Here is a 15,350-nt window from a genome sequence, read left to right as displayed (position 1 = left end):
TCATTTTTTCTTGCCTAAAACTATTTTTATTCCCACTGAAACCCAGGATTTACTAGCCATTTGGGTATAATTGGAAACACGCATTTAGTAATTTTTGGCAAATTGGCTGCATATTACATGAAGTTGCTATTTAGGTCTAACACTTTTTAGTAAATTGTTACAAACAAGTCACTGTAGGTGAAATTAGACCCAAACAGTTAAAAAAGTAACTAAACTACTTAAGATCTAGCACATCTTGCATATCATAAAGTCCTGCAGGTTTGTTTCTCAACCAGCTTGCAGCCCTTACAGCACCTAGAGCGAACGTCATTCTTGAACTTGCTTTGTGGGTTAATTCAAGCCTTTCGCCCATTGTAGCGAAGTATGCAGTGTGTTCACCTACTATATCGCCCCCTCTTAGTACCGAATAACCAATCTCATTTTGCGATTTAGCTGTTTCCACTTGGCTGCGGTTGTATACAGCAACTTCGTCGTGATCCCAGCCTTTAGCTTGTGCAATTGATTCACCAATGGCGAGTGCTGTGCCTGATGGTGCATCTATTTTATGACGATGATGCGCTTCAAATATTTCGATATCTAAGTCGTCACCAAACTTAGTTGCCGCTGTTTGTACTAGGTTTAATAGTACATTTACGCCAACACTGTAGTTTCGGGCAAATACAATTGGAATATGTTTGGCTGCATCGTGTAGTAGCACCATATCCTCGGTTGTTAAACCCGTTGTACCAATAACCATAGGAATTTTTTGTGCTACAGCGGTTTTTAAATGATTTTTCATACCTGCAGGAAGCGTAAAGTCGATTAAAACATCTACATTATCTATTGTGGTTTCTTCGCTAAAGCTAACACTGTTGTCGGCTGCGCTATTTACTTGATTTACATTAATGCCTAATAACGATGAACTACCACGAACGTATGCACCTGTAAGTTGTGTTTGCTCTTTAATTGTCACTGCTTCTAATAGAGCTAAGCCCATTCTGCCATTAGCACCAAAAACGCCTATTCGATTTGTAGTCATTGTTTTTACCTAATTTAATTTAAATCCATTTTTTACTAATCTGAGTATATATCCGAAGCATTGCAAATACGCGCTTGGGCATTTTTATGCAGTTGGACAAATATTAATCGCTGAAAATAGCGTTACTTTGTAGATATTATCTAAAAGTCATGCAATAGTCAGGTGACCTTTTAATTTAATAATAATAACAATACCAGTTTACTTTAGCCATCTATACATTTAAACTTCTCTTTCGCGTCGATTTGGTCTTTGGCTTGCGGGCGCTGCGGTCTTCTTAATTAATAAAATAAGAGTGACTCGCTAAATTCAGCTAAAAGAGGAGTTTTTGGCTGTTGTATTACTAAACTGTTTACGAGGAATATGATGCAGCCATCATTTAATAGAAACAAAGCTATACTTTCTTTACTTCCCCTACTGACCTTTGTAGCACTATTTTTAGGCTCTGGTTTGTACTTGCAATCGCAAGGGGTTGATTACGCTTTTTATCAACTTCCTGCTCCCGTAGCTATACTACCCGCCATTATGCTTGCGTTTATTTTAAACAAGGGCACGGTAAACGAATGTGTTGAGACTTTTATTAAAGGTGCTGGGCACAATAATATTATAACCATGTGTTTAATTTACCTACTTGCAGGTGCGTTTTCAGCCGTGGCTAGTGCAACCGGTGGTGTTGACGCGGTAGTAAATGCAGGTTTATCACTTATTCCTCCCGCTTTGTTGCTCCCAGGATTATTTTTAATTGCTGCTGTTGTATCTACAGCTATGGGAACGTCAATGGGTACTATTGGTGCTATTGGCCCTATTGCTTATGCGGTATCAATTAAAACAGGTATAGATCCAGCATTAATGGCAGGTACGATTGTATCTGGCGCTATGTTTGGCGATAACTTATCAATTATTTCAGACACCACTATTGCAGCCACACGTACACAGGGCTGTGAAATGAAAGATAAGTTTAAAGAAAATCTTAAAATTGCAGTCCCTGCTGCAATACTAACTATTGGCTTGTTGTTTTATTTAACACCCGCAGCGCAAGTTGTTGAAACCAAAGATTACGATATTTGGTTAGTACTTCCGTATGCCTTTATTTTAGTGTTAGCAGTTGCTGGCCTAAACGTATTTGTAGTGTTGTTTAGCGGTATTATTTTTGCTGCATTAATGGGCTTTACAGGAAGCTATGAAGGCGCAAGCTTTGTAAAAGATATTTACAAAGGCTTTACCGATATGCAGGAAATATTTTTACTATCAATGTTTATTGGTGGCTTATCTGAATTCATTCGTATTAATGGTGGCCTTGATTACATTGCTCAAAAAATTCAAGCAATTACTAAAATCATTGCAAAATGGCATCGTAAAGTAGCCGATCAATTAGGTATTGCCGCACTCGTTATGACAAGTAATATGTGTATTGCTAATAACACCGTATCTATTATTGTTGCTGGCCCTATTGCTAAAAAGCTTGCCGACGACGGTGAAATAACCGGTAAACGCTCTGCAAGTTTACTTGATATTTTTGCTTGTGTAACGCAAGGCTCACTGCCTTATGGCGCTCAAGCACTATTGTTAGGTGCAACCTTTAAAATTAGTCCGTGGGAAGTATCAACGTCTTCTTATTACTGCTTTATTTTAGCCTTTACTGCAATTGCTATTATTTGTTTACGTCGTAATAAAGCATAATAAATTGATTTATTGCATGTTGCAGCTTATTAAGTAGGCTGCAACATGTGTTAAATTAGCGATCAACAAATCAATCTCTTCTGCTATAATCTTCGCTTCCGCGTGTCACTAAAATTATAGTTATTAAACAGTTATGAAATTTAAAAAATTACTCCCTTTTATTACCCTTACTTCTCTTGCTTTATCATCATCTGCTTTTGCTGCCAATTGGAGCAGTACAGCAGTACATATAAATAATGGTAGCCAAAAAAATCCATTTTCTAAGCAAGAGTCTGATACTACTGTGTATTCAATCCAACATGCCTCTGGTTATGACTACGGCGATAACTTCTTTTTTATTGATTACAGTAAAGACGATACAACTGATGGCTACCAAGATAGTGACTTTTATGGGGAGTGGTACTCAACCGTTAGCTTGTCTGCCATTACTGGTAAGCAAATTGGCTCTGGCGCATTATTAGATGTTGGCTTAACGGGCGGTATTAACGCTGCTGGTGATGCAAAAGTAATGAAGTATCTACCAGGTGTAAAATTAAGCTGGGATGTACCTGGGTTTAACTTTTTTCAAACTTTAGTAACTGCCTACATTGATGACAGTGAAGGTGTGGCTAAAGGCGGCGCACCTATTGAAACAAATAGCTGGATGCTTGATGTAGCGTTTGAATACCCTTTTACTATTGGCTCGCAAAAGTTTAGCTTTAAAGGCCACGCTGAATACATTGCTGAGCGTGAAGATGAGTTTGGCAACGATGTAGAAGCTTGGATACTCGCACAGCCTATTTTAGTGTGGGATATGGGCCATGCCATGCAAATGAAAGAAAACACACTCCTGTTGGGTATGGAATTACAATACTGGCACAATAAACTAGGTACTGAAGTTACTGAATCGGTTCCGCAAATACATATTGAGTGGACTTTTTAAACACCTCGTATCCATTTTAAATAATGTGAATTTTAAGCGGAGCTATACTTTTAGCTCTGCTTTTTTGGTTAACCTAAAACATTCAATTGAACAGGTTTAAATACTTAGTTATTGTTGTACTTCTTTTTAAGCCAACTTTTAAGCCAAGCGCTCGCCTTTAATAGGAGTTACTGAATGTCGTCGATTAAAGTGATTTGTTTTTCTACTTTATTGTTGCTAACCAATAATGCCTTAGCTGGCACTTCTCAAGATACATCCGCCCTTTCTTATGATGCACTTTTAAGTAATTACCAGTATGATTTTAAAGTAAATTACTTTGCACTTGAGTCGCAAAAACAATCATTAAAAATGGCTTATATTTACTTAAAGCCAACTAAAGCCGATATGCCTGTTGTTACACTTATGCATGGTAAAAACTTTAACGCCGATTACTGGACTACCACTGCGCAATACCTACAATCTTTAGGCTACGGCGTATTAATTCCTGATCAAATTGGTTTTGGTAAATCATCTAAACCAACTAATTACCAGTATTCATTTGCGGCGCTTGCTCACCATACGCACGCATTAATGGACTCGCTTAATATTAAAGAGTCTGTTGTTATTGGGCACTCGATGGGCGGAATGTTAGCAAGTCGCTTTGCGTTAATGTATCCAAATACAACTACAAAGCTAATTTTATTAAACCCTATTGGGCTTGAAAACTACCTACAATATGTTGATTATAAAGATACTAATTTTTTCTATAAAAACGAGCTTTCAAAAACACCGGAAGGCGTAAGAAAATACCAACAAAAAAATTACTACGATGGTAAGTGGAATGCCACATATTCAGCCTTAACTGACTTTATAACAGGGCAAATACAAGGCCCAGATAAAGAAAAAATGGCATGGGTAAATGCTAAAACATACGACATGATTTTCACCCAACCTGTAATAACCGAATTTACAGATTTAACTGTGCCGGTTAAATTAATTATTGGCACACGAGATAGAACCGGTCCTGGTCGTAACTGGAAAAAAGACGGTGTAGATTACGAGCTTGGTAGATATGATAAGTTAGGTAAGCATGCTGCATCACTTATCCCTAACGCTCAACTATTAGAACTGGATAATTTAGGTCATTTGCCGCAAATTGAAGATTTTGATCGTTTTAAAGATGTATTAAAAAAGGCGCTTACAACTAAATAGAGGTGAGTACTGAATATAAAAACCCCTGTAAGTAATTACTCACAGGGGTTTTTATTATAGAAGCTAAATTACAACTTACATTGTGGGTTTTTACCCCGTGCTTTAGCAGTACTTTGCTCACTAAGTGCTTTACTCATTTGTGCTTGTAAGTCTTTAATACGACTGCTTGGCGCTGGGTGAGTTGATAAAAACTCAGGTGTTGTACCACTACCTGCTGCACTCATATTTTGCCAAAGCGTTACCGACTCTTCTGGATTAAAGCCAGCTTCAGCCATTAAATCTAAGCCAATTTCATCAGCTTCTGACTCGTGAGAACGGCTAAATGGTAAAACAACACCGTATTGCGCGCCTAAGCCTAAGCCTTGCATAATTTCGTTGCGATATTGAATATTACCCATTTCAAGTGCTGCACTACCAAGCTGCATGCCTGTATCTAAAATAGAGCTTTGTGAAACTCGCTCATTTGAATGCTCAGCAATTACGTGCCCTACTTCGTGCCCTAACACTGTTGCTAACTGGTCTTGGTTTGTCGCTATCTTTAATAAACCCGTATGAACCCCAATGTAACCACCAGGTAGTGCAAAAGCGTTAGCAGATTCATCTTCAAATACAACCACTTCCCAATTTTGCGACGCGTATTCTTTTGGTAATACAGCCACTACTTTTTCAGCAATGCAATTTACATATGCATTTGTTTTTGCATCTTTATTAATTGGCTGAGATGCTTTCATTTCTGCAAAACTAGCAGTGCCCATTTCACTCATTTCTTGGTCTGAGTAAAGTGCTATTTGTGTGCGCCCTGTTGGTGACGTTTTACAACCGGCCAAAACGGCTGTCGCTAATACTGCAAGTACTAGTTTTTTCATGATAATTCTCTTAAGTAATTAATTTTTTATTGCTTATAGAATAGCAAACACAGTGCCAGTTTAAAATCTTTGCTTTATATACACTATATTAAAAAGATGAGATAAGACGATAAAGTTAGCAGGCAAACTAAGTTTATCCAAATACAATGCCCTGTTACACTATAGGCCTTGTTTTTAGTGATTGTTGAGTTTACACATGGACGCCTCAGCCTCGTCTTTTAATACCCGTATTTTATTACCCTTATTAGCCAGTATTGTGGCAATTACTCCATTGGCTATTGATATGTACTTGCCTGCTATGCTGGTAATTGCAAACGATTTACAAACTAATATGCCAAATGTTCAAATATCGTTAAGTATTTACTTAGCGGGCTATTCATTAGGGATGTTATTTTTTGGCCCAATTGCCGATCAAATTGGCCGTCGCAAGCTTGCACGTATTGGCTTAACCCTATTTGGCGCAAGCTCACTTGCACTCGCATTTACAACCGAAATCCATGCGTTTTGGACACTTAGAGCGGTGCAAGCATTTACAGGAGCTGCGGCAACCGTAGTCGTACCGGGTATTATTCGTCATATTTATCAGCAAAATACGGCTAAAGGAATGTCGTATGTATCAATGATTATGATGGTAGCACCGTTAGTAGCTCCCTCTGTTGGCTCATTTATTTTAGGCTTTTCTGTTTGGTCGAGTATATTTTTAGTACTTGCTGGATATAGCTTTTTAATATTGGCGTTTGTACAAGTGTATTTAATCGATATCCCTATTCATAAAAATGAGAAAAAAGGCCTCGCTCTATTTTTTGATAGCTATAAAACAGTACTGAGTAATAAAGACGCACGTGCGGATATACTCAGTTCTATGTTTGTATCGTTTGGATTTTTTTGCTTTTTGACCTCAGTACCATTTATTTATTTAGATTTATATGAAGTGTCAGAACAGTTATTTGGTGTGTTATTTGCGTTTAATGTAATGGCGCTTATGTTTGGTAACTTTTTAAATACGCGAATAGTGCCTAGGCTGGGCTCTCGAAAAATGCTCTATATTGGGCTTGTATGTGGGTTTATATCGGGGCTTGCGCTGTTAACATTTAGCTTATTGCACTTATCACTTTATTATATTGTGGCTGCTATTGCGCCATTAATGATGAGCTTAGGTGTTACGGCAAGTAATGCAGACTCGCTAATATTAATGAAGTTTGAAAAAAACACAGGCACGGCAACGGCTGTAATTGGCACACTTCGTTTTGGTAGTGGTGCGTTAGTTGGCCCGTTACTCGCCATTATGCATGCAAAAAGCGCAGTGCCATTTTCAAGTTTAATGTTTAGTGCTGTATTACTCACTATGCTCGTACAGATAATTCACTATAAAAAAGATAAAAAAAATGCCTCTTTATGAGGCATTTTTTATCAAAGCTAATAATCTTAAATTAATTAAGCGTCAGCAGCTTTAGAAACCATAACCATTGCAGGGCGTAATAAACGACCATTCAATGTGTAACCTTTTTGCATAACAGCAAGTACTGTATTAGGTGTTACATCGTTACTTGGTTGAATTGACATTGCTTGATGAAAATCTGGATTAAACTGCTCACCTTGTGGGTTTACAATTTCAACACCAAATTTAGAAACAGCATCATTAAAGCTCTTAACCGTCATATCGATACCTTCAAGTAACGGCTTTAATGTTTCATTCTCTTTGTCAGAAAACTCAATAGCGCGTTCAAGGTTATCAATTACAGGTAGTAATTCGTTAGCAAATTTTTCTAGTGCAAATTTATGCGCTTTTTCTACATCTTGTGCTGCACGACGACGAATATTATCTACGTCTGCTGCAGCGCGAACAACACCATCTTTTTGATCGGCAATTGTTTGCTTTGCAGCTTCAAGCTCTGCATATAGCATCGCTATTTCTGCTTCAGGGCTTTGCTCTTGCTCTGAATGTTGATCAGCGGCTTCAACTGCTGCTTCTACATCAGCCTGCATTTTAGAAATTTCTTCGTTTAATTCTACTTCTTGCTCAGGGTTTTGTGTCTGCTCAGACATAAAATACGTGCTCCAATTCTTTTCAACTGCGGTAATTATGGGGATTGAATAAAAAGATTCAAGAGTTAGATGTCTCAATTAATTTAAATTCTTGAATTATTTCTTCAATCTGCGCTGATTTAGGGCAAATTATACAAAAGCGGCTTTGATATTCTTGATTTTGAAAGTAAGGCACGCTTATTACAATCAATTCATCGCACTCAGTAAAAGGCAATTTTTCGCTATTGAGTACCGATACACCATTTTTAAAAGCAAGTTTATCTTCTACATAATTTAAAAACGAAACACCAATATTTAAACTTTGTTCGCAGTCTATTTGTTTGTAGAGGTAATTTTCACCAACAACAATACTATTATCTGAGCCTAATTTTTGGCTTAGTTGACGCGTCCATTGATTAAGCGAATCATGACAATTGTTAGGGGCAGTATTGGCCATTGCTTGCATACGATACAAACCTTCCATTAAGGTCTGTTGGCTAAATACCGTATTTAACCACGTCGCAAATTGATAACGAACAGAGTCTGACGAATCATGAGGTTTATCAATACAAATATTGTGGCTCTGCCCAGCCCTATCTATTAATAAAATAAGCCAGTCGGTAGAATCAAAATCAAGCACTTCCACTCTAAATACTTGCTGTGAGCTGGCTTGTGGTAAACCAACGCAACAACAAACTTGATATTTTTGGCTCAAGGCATGCGCGAGCTCAACGAGTTGTGATTGCTCCGGTTGCCAATAAGTAGCAATATCAGCAAGCACAAAAAACTCATCAAACCAATAATCAAACCCTTCATTTGTCGGCACTCGGCCAGCGGATGTATGAGGTGAGTACAATAAGCCCACTTTTTCTAAGCGAGCCATAGCATTACGTACCGTAGCCGAACACACTGCCATGCCTTTGAGCTTGGCAATTTTTGTTGATGGTACGGGCAAACCCTCACCATTACAGTACATGTTCATAACAGCTGAAAAAATCTGCTGATCTCGTGGGTTTAGTTTCATGTTATCTACATCTTGTTGCATGAAAGAGATATCGGGGCGTTTAGTTGTTTTTCAAGTCGTGCAGCTAACTCACAGTGAATAAAACTGATGGTTTATAATATTGCTATAATCTGTATTTTCAAACACTTCTGTTTTGAGTTACTCTACAATTATTAAATCTCTTTGTGCGTACATTATGGACTCTCCTTTTAACACCATAGGCCTAATTGGCAAACCTAATCATCCGGGAGCAGCGGCTACTCTGCAGCGTCTACATACCTTTTTACTTGCGCTTGGTTTTGAGGTAATTGTAGAAAAACGCACGGGGAGTCAATTAGATAATATCCCTTCAGACAAACTCGTTAAATTAGTCGACTTAGGTGAACAAGCCGATTTAGCCATTGTTGTAGGCGGTGACGGTAACATGCTTGGCGCAGCACGCGTGCTTGCACGCTTTAATATTGCTGTTATTGGTGTAAATAGAGGTAACCTTGGCTTTTTAACTGATTTAAACCCTGAAGGGTTTGAAGCGAGCTTAGAGCAAGTCCTCAGTGGTGAATATCTTGAAGAAAAACGCTTTTTATTAGAAGTAGAAGTATATCGCCATAACGAATTAAAAAGTGCAAACTCAGCCGTTAACGAAGCGGTACTTCATGCCGATAAAGTAGCGCACATGATTGAATTTGAAGCTTTCATAAATAATGACTTTGTATTCTCTCAGCGCTCTGATGGTTTAATCGTATCAACCCCGACAGGCTCTACAGCCTATTCGCTATCCGGTGGCGGGCCAATATTAACGCCAGAGCTAAATGCAATATCGTTAGTACCTATGTTTCCTCATACCTTATCTAGCAGACCTTTAGTAGTAGATGCCGATAATGAAGTTCGTTTAAAGCTAAGTTTAGAAAACACAGACAGCCTTCAAGTAAGTTGCGACAGCCATGTCGTGCTAGCCGTATTGCCCGGCGATGAAGTAGTTATTAAAAAAGCTGATAAACAATTGCGCCTAATTCATCCAAAAAATTACTCGTACTACAACGTTTTGCGTACAAAACTGAATTGGGGTAGTCGTTTGTACTAATTTCATTGCCAAATTTAGCACTATAAAGCAAAATGGCGGCTTAAAATAACAATCAACTAATTTAGGAACGAGTAGCAATGACTTATGTAGTATTCTTTGCTTTACTGCTATTAATTACGCTTTTATACAGTTATCTCAAAATTGAGAGTAATCGTAAAAAAGCGATTGAAGCTAGAAAAAAACTATTTAATGAACGTGTTTTGCATGTAAATATACGCCTTAAAGCAAAACTTAATGAGCTACTTGACGCTAAAATAATTCGCCCAAAATATATTTCACGTATTCAAGCTGTTGTCAGTAATTTCTTTGTTGTTCAATCACATACAGACGAGAACTTGCAACAGCTTGAAGACACCGCCGACCTACTAATTAATACATTGTCCAGCGAGTTAATTAAAACTAATCAAACAGATATAATTCAACCATTGATTGATAATATACAGTACTTTGTATCTGAGTTACCTCAGCAAGGAATTTTATATAATAAGAGCTTTTATCTAAATACCTTACCTCCTCTCATTGCTCTGCTTAAAACCGAAGACATCGCACAAGCCACTGATATTATTGATGATCAAGTTAATACCTCTCCCAAAACGTCTGATACACAGTTTAATCAAGATGTAAGCGTTGCGTAAATAATAAAAAATTAATTTGCAAAAAACCAAAACACTGTATAAATTAACAGTTAATTGACTGGATGGATAAACAGTATGTTAATTGGTTTAGAAGTTAAAAATTTTGCAATTGTAAGTAATTTAAGCACTGAATGGCGCAGCGGTATGACCGCGATCACAGGTGAAACAGGTGCGGGCAAATCTATTGCTATAGACGCCCTATCACTGTGCTTGGGTGAACGCGCTGAAGCATCAGCGGTACGCCCAAGCTCTGATAAAGCCGAAGTATGCGCACAATTTGACTTAACAAATTTACCGCTTGCTCAAGCATTTTTAGAGCAACATATGCTAAACAATGGCGATAATGAATGTTTATTACGCCGTGTTGTTTGCAAAAATGGCCGTAGTAAAAGCTATATTAATGGCAGTGCAGTTACTGCATCACAATTAAAAGAGCTTGGTCAATATTTAATATCTATTCATGGACAACATGCCCACCAATACCTATTAAAAGCGGAGCATCAGTTACAGCTTTTAGATGCCTACGCAGGCCATCACCACTTAGTAAGCTCAGTAAATAAAAACTATAAACAGTTTGCTAACTTACAAAAAGAATTTAAGCACTTAGAACAACAACAGCAGCAACAAGCAGCGCAAAAGCAATTGTTAGAGTATCAAGTTGCTGAGCTTGATGAATTTGCCTTACAAGAAAATGAGTTTGATTTAATTGAGGCTGAGCATTACAAACTAAGTAATAGCCAAACGATATTAGAATCGTGCCTACGTGAGTTGCAACACTTGTATGAAAGTGATGAGCAAAATGCTTGTTCATTACTACAGCATAGCGCTCAACAATTTACTGAACTGGCTCAATATGACGAAAGTTTAGCAAGCGTGGCTGCACTGCTTAGCGAAGCCGCAGTACAAGTTGAAGAAGCAAGCCGCGAAGTGCGTAATTACACTGAACAAACAGATTTAGACCCTGCCCGCTTAGGTGAAGTAGAGAATAGGTTAAGTGGTGCGATGGATTTAGCACGCAAGCACCATATAAAGCCACAGCAATTGGTTGAATTTCATCAATCAATTGCTCAAGAGCTAGAGTCGATAAGTAATAATAGTAATCGCTTAGAGCAACTAGAGTCAGAAATAGAAAACGCGCTACTTACTTATAAGCAAGCGGCTGATCAGCTAAGTAAAAGCCGCTGCGAGTATGCTAATACACTTAACACACTAATAAGTGAAAGCATGGCTAATTTATCAATGGAAAACGGTGTTTTTGAAATAGCCCTAACTCAAGAGAGTAATCGTACACCAAACAGCTTAGGCTTTGATAACGTCTCATTTTTAGTATCAACTAATCCGGGGCAGCCACTTCAACCATTAGCTAAAGTAGCATCAGGGGGTGAGCTTTCTCGTATAAGCCTTGCTATACAGGTAATTATTGCCCAAAAAGTAACAACCCCAACGCTTATTTTTGATGAAGTTGATGTCGGTATATCAGGCCCAACGGCATCTGCCGTAGGTAAGTTATTACGCCAGTTAGGTAAATCTACCCAAGTGATTTGTGTTACTCATTTACCACAAGTAGCTAGTAGTGCGCATCAGCAGTTTTTTGTAGCTAAAGAAATATCACAAGGGGAGACGTTTACTCATATGCTGCCTTTGAATAAAGATGGCCGTATTAATGAAATAGCCCGTTTACTTGGTGGCGACAATGTAAGCAAAACCGCTAAAGCAAATGCTAAAGAACTAATCATGGCTCACGCTTAATGTGTTAGTAAAGAACGTCTTCAAGGATTAAATAATGCACAATACCTTAGTTGATTTTTGTATAATTTTAAGTTGGTTGTTATTAGTACTAAGCACCTGTTTAATTATATTTAGTAAATATAAACATACTTGTTTTAAACAACGTTTATTTAGGTTTTTAAATAGCTTTTTAGTTTTTCAACTAGCCGTTGTGGCCTATCACTTTTCTAACGAAAAGGTAAATGGGCTAAGTGATTTAAGTATTAGTTATTGGGTTTTAATTACAATGCAAGTTACGTGTAATGTAGTTTGTTATATGAGCGTAAAACGCAGAAAAGCTAAAATAAAGCCATCCCTTGATTCGTTTTCAATGGACTAATACGCATAACAATTAAGAGGAGCAAGTTCTGTTTTTTCCTTGCTCTTTTGCTTTATAAAGTAGTTCATCAGCTAACTTAATATCTAGGTCGATAGAACGCTCAACGCCCGCTGAAATTGCACCAATACTTATTGTTAACTTTACACTATGTGAAAGCTGTTTCACTGCTGAACTTTTAAGAGAATGATGGATTTTTTCTGCAATTTCTTCTGCATCTTCAATGGCTGCATTTGGGATAGCAATTAAAAACTCTTCACCGCCCCATCGTGAAGCAATCGCATCTTTGGGGATACTTCTCTCAAACGTTTTAGCTAAGTGAATAAGTGCTTCATCGCCAAAATCATGACCAAATTGATCATTAATTTTTTTAAAATTATCTACATCAGCTAATAAAATAACGAATGGAATATGGTTTTTTGTTAGTTCAGTTTTAAAAGTAACCAATTTATTCATAGCATAACGGCGGTTTGGCAGATTTGTGAGTGGATCTATAGTGGCTAGAAATTCATTTTTTTTACTTAAAGCGATTAATTTACTGCTGTACTTTTCTCTTGAAAACTCATAATAACCACTCAGCGATGCGACAATTATAAAAGCGAGTATAATTCTAATCGGAAACTGTTCAGGGTTATAGTCGTATATATTAAATGTATCAGCGCAATAGAAACCGAGAACAATCGCCGATAAAAATAAAACAATATCAAACGTCCCTCGTTTAAGCCCTCGAATTGAGTAAGTAACAGGAGAAACTATAAATATCCATATAGGCCCTGTACCTTGTGCTCCTCCTGTAAGTACCAGATAAAACATCAATGCATACAGATTATATAAAATTACAGTTGCAGATTTCTCTACACCTCTGCCTATATTAAACGCCGATAAGTAAACAAATGAAGAAACAACTAAAGTAAATGCTAATAAATAGCTGTTGTTAATAAATGCCAAGCTAGCCATCGAAAATGTAGCTATAAAGCCTATTGAGGAGAAGAATCGAACAATGAGCTTCCTTTCTGAATTGTTTGAGTATTCGTACATAATTTCTATTTATTTTATTTGTATATAAAAGCCAACTTATAGATGAAAAGTAAGCAAACCGTAAACAGCATGGGATAATGAACCTACTTTATATTTAAATCAACTACTAAGATTGTTATTTAGGCTAATAACTGTATGTATATTATACATCTCTTATCCTCTGTTTTGTATAAATACTGATTTTGTGGTGTAGAAACCAAAAATGTTTAAAATTCACTTAGGAGTGATAGATACTATATGGAAGCGACAGATGATATTAATATAGTAACGTTTGTTACTCATTACGTTGATATTACATTCTAATAAAACAAATAAAAAAGCAAGCCACATGGCTTGCTTCTAAAATTGTTTATACAAAATAAACAATTAAACTTTTAAGTAATCCATAATGCCTTCTGCAGCATTACGTCCTTCAAAAATAGCAGTTACTACTAAATCTGAACCTCGTACTATATCGCCACCAGCAAATATTTTAGGATTAGTTGTTTGATGTGTAAACTCACCTTGCTCTGGTGCGTTTATGCCGCCCCAGTTGTTTATCTCAACATCATATTTTTCTAACCAGTCCATTTTATGAGGCTGGAAACCAAACGCCATAATAACTTGATCAGCTTCAATAACATGCTCAGAACCAGGTACTTCTTCCGCTCGACTACGACCTTTTGCGTCAGGTTCGCCTAGCTTAGTTTTAACCATTTTAACGCCGGTCACTTTACCTTTATCGTTCAGTACAATGCCTTTAGGCTGAACGTTATACGTAAATATCACGCCTTCTTCTTTCGCGTTTTTAACTTCACGTTTAGAGCCTGGCATATTTTCTTTATCACGACGATAAGCACACGTTACTTTAGCAGCATTTTGTCGAATAGACGTACGCACACAGTCCATCGCTGTATCACCACCGCCAAGTACAACTACTTTTTGATTAGCCATATCAATACACGGTTGTTTTGTCTCGTCGTAGCCCATTACACGATTCGTGTTACCAATTAAAAACGGCAATGCATCGTGAACACCCGCCGCATCTTCGTTTTCAAGGCCTGCACGCATACTCTGATACGTACCAACCCCTAAAAACACTGCGTCGTAATCAGCTAAAATTTGATCAAGTGTAATATCAACACCTACTTCAACATTTAACTTAAATTCTACGCCCATTTCAGTGAAAATTTCACGGCGCTTTTGCATTACTGATTTTTCAAGTTTAAAAGAAGGAATACCAAATGTGAGTAGTCCACCTATTTCAGGGTGACGATCAAACACTACTGGTTTAACTCCGTTACGCACCAAAATATCAGCACACCCTAGACCTGCAGGGCCTGCACCAATAATGGCTACTTTTTTGTCAGTCCATGTTACATAAGACATATCAGGCTTCCAGCCCATTTTAAATGCCTCATCAGTAATGTATTTTTCAATATTACCAATTGTAACAGCACCAAACTCTTCATCGAGCGTACACGAGCCTTCACACAAGCGGTCTTGTGGGCAAACACGCCCACAAACCTCTGGTAAGCTATTTGTACGATGAGAAAGCTCAGCCGCCTCTATAATACGCCCCGTGCGTATTAACTTTAACCATTGTGGGATGTAGTTATGTACTGGACATTTCCACTCACAGTATGGGTTACCACAATCTAAACAACGGTCAGCTTGTGAGTTAACCTGATTTTCTGAAAAGGGTTCGTAAATTTCTACGAAAGATTTTTTACGTGACGAGATTGGTTTTTTGCGTGGGTCTACACGCTGCACGTCTATAAATTGATATACATTTTCGCTCATACTGCCCC

The 15,350-nt window shown here is 37.6% G+C and carries 14 protein-coding genes; 8 read left to right on the top strand and 6 right to left on the bottom strand.

Going from position 1 to position 15,350, the window contains the following annotated elements; genetic code table 11:
- Window positions 1–214 precede the first annotated feature (214 nt).
- Window positions 215–1,018: a 4-hydroxy-tetrahydrodipicolinate reductase gene (gene dapB / locus I6F53_RS07440; RefSeq protein WP_165728243.1), complete on the bottom strand. Its 804-nt coding sequence runs from the start codon at window positions 1,016–1,018 to the stop codon at window positions 215–217.
- A 363-nt stretch (window positions 1,019–1,381) separates the two neighbouring features.
- Between dapB and I6F53_RS07435 the strand changes: the two genes are divergently transcribed.
- From I6F53_RS07435 to I6F53_RS07425, 3 genes are all read left to right on the top strand, one after another.
- A complete protein-coding gene (locus tag I6F53_RS07435; protein ID WP_197239054.1) occupies window positions 1,382–2,695 on the top strand; it encodes a Na+/H+ antiporter NhaC family protein in 1,314 nt (437 codons plus the stop codon).
- A 133-nt stretch (window positions 2,696–2,828) separates the two neighbouring features.
- Window positions 2,829–3,617, top strand: a complete 789-nt coding sequence (locus tag I6F53_RS07430; protein ID WP_197239053.1) for a nucleoside-binding protein — start codon at window positions 2,829–2,831, stop codon at window positions 3,615–3,617.
- Window positions 3,618–3,791: 174 nt separating this feature from the next.
- A complete protein-coding gene (locus I6F53_RS07425; protein ID WP_197239052.1) occupies window positions 3,792–4,808 on the top strand; it encodes an alpha/beta fold hydrolase in 1,017 nt (338 codons plus the stop codon).
- A gap of 68 nt (window positions 4,809–4,876) precedes the next feature.
- Here the strand turns inward: I6F53_RS07425 and I6F53_RS07420 are convergent, their stop codons facing one another.
- A complete protein-coding gene (locus I6F53_RS07420) occupies window positions 4,877–5,674 on the bottom strand; it encodes a M48 family metallopeptidase (protein WP_197239051.1) in 798 nt (265 codons plus the stop codon).
- A gap of 196 nt (window positions 5,675–5,870) precedes the next feature.
- On the opposite strand from I6F53_RS07420, the gene I6F53_RS07415 reads away from it, so the two are divergent.
- Complete coding sequence (locus I6F53_RS07415) at window positions 5,871–7,073, top strand: Bcr/CflA family efflux MFS transporter (RefSeq protein ID WP_197239050.1); 1,203 nt, start codon at window positions 5,871–5,873, stop codon at window positions 7,071–7,073.
- A 35-nt stretch (window positions 7,074–7,108) separates the two neighbouring features.
- Here I6F53_RS07415 and grpE read toward each other — a convergent pair whose 3' ends face one another.
- A complete protein-coding gene (grpE, locus tag I6F53_RS07410; RefSeq protein ID WP_197176504.1) occupies window positions 7,109–7,720 on the bottom strand; it encodes a nucleotide exchange factor GrpE in 612 nt (203 codons plus the stop codon).
- Between the two features lie 58 nt (window positions 7,721–7,778).
- The gene (locus I6F53_RS07405) at window positions 7,779–8,744 is read right to left on the bottom strand and encodes an HrcA family transcriptional regulator (RefSeq protein ID WP_197239049.1); all 966 of its coding nucleotides are present in this window, start codon (window positions 8,742–8,744) and stop codon (window positions 7,779–7,781) included.
- Between the two features lie 154 nt (window positions 8,745–8,898).
- Here I6F53_RS07405 and nadK point away from each other — a divergent pair, with 154 nt between their 5' ends.
- From nadK to I6F53_RS07385, 4 genes are all read left to right on the top strand, one after another.
- Window positions 8,899–9,783, top strand: coding sequence for an NAD(+) kinase (gene nadK / locus I6F53_RS07400; protein WP_197176502.1), 885 nt, complete (start codon window positions 8,899–8,901; stop codon window positions 9,781–9,783).
- A gap of 77 nt (window positions 9,784–9,860) precedes the next feature.
- Window positions 9,861–10,418 carry a hypothetical protein gene (locus I6F53_RS07395; RefSeq protein ID WP_197239048.1) on the top strand — a complete coding sequence of 186 codons (558 nt, stop codon included), beginning with the start codon at window positions 9,861–9,863 and terminating at the stop codon, window positions 10,416–10,418.
- Window positions 10,419–10,493: 75 nt separating this feature from the next.
- Window positions 10,494–12,167 (top strand): DNA repair protein RecN, encoded by a 1,674-nt coding sequence (recN, locus tag I6F53_RS07390; RefSeq protein WP_197239047.1) that lies wholly within the window; start codon window positions 10,494–10,496, stop codon window positions 12,165–12,167.
- A gap of 34 nt (window positions 12,168–12,201) precedes the next feature.
- Window positions 12,202–12,525, top strand: a complete 324-nt coding sequence (locus I6F53_RS07385; RefSeq protein WP_197239046.1) for a hypothetical protein — start codon at window positions 12,202–12,204, stop codon at window positions 12,523–12,525.
- A gap of 12 nt (window positions 12,526–12,537) precedes the next feature.
- Here the strand turns inward: I6F53_RS07385 and I6F53_RS07380 are convergent, their stop codons facing one another.
- Entirely contained in the window at window positions 12,538–13,560 is a 1,023-nt protein-coding gene (locus I6F53_RS07380) for a GGDEF domain-containing protein (protein WP_331460764.1), read from the bottom strand.
- Window positions 13,561–13,926: 366 nt separating this feature from the next.
- Window positions 13,927–15,342, bottom strand: coding sequence for an FAD-dependent oxidoreductase (locus I6F53_RS07375; RefSeq protein WP_007584567.1), 1,416 nt, complete (start codon window positions 15,340–15,342; stop codon window positions 13,927–13,929).
- Window positions 15,343–15,350: the final 8 nt, after the last annotated feature.

Origin of the sequence: Pseudoalteromonas sp. SWN29 (genome assembly GCF_015864465.1) — a bacterium.
In the GTDB taxonomy this organism is placed as follows: domain Bacteria; phylum Pseudomonadota; class Gammaproteobacteria; order Enterobacterales; family Alteromonadaceae; genus Pseudoalteromonas.
Note: the sequence above shows the minus strand (reverse complement) of the source record. Positions and strands in the feature narration are given on the sequence as shown.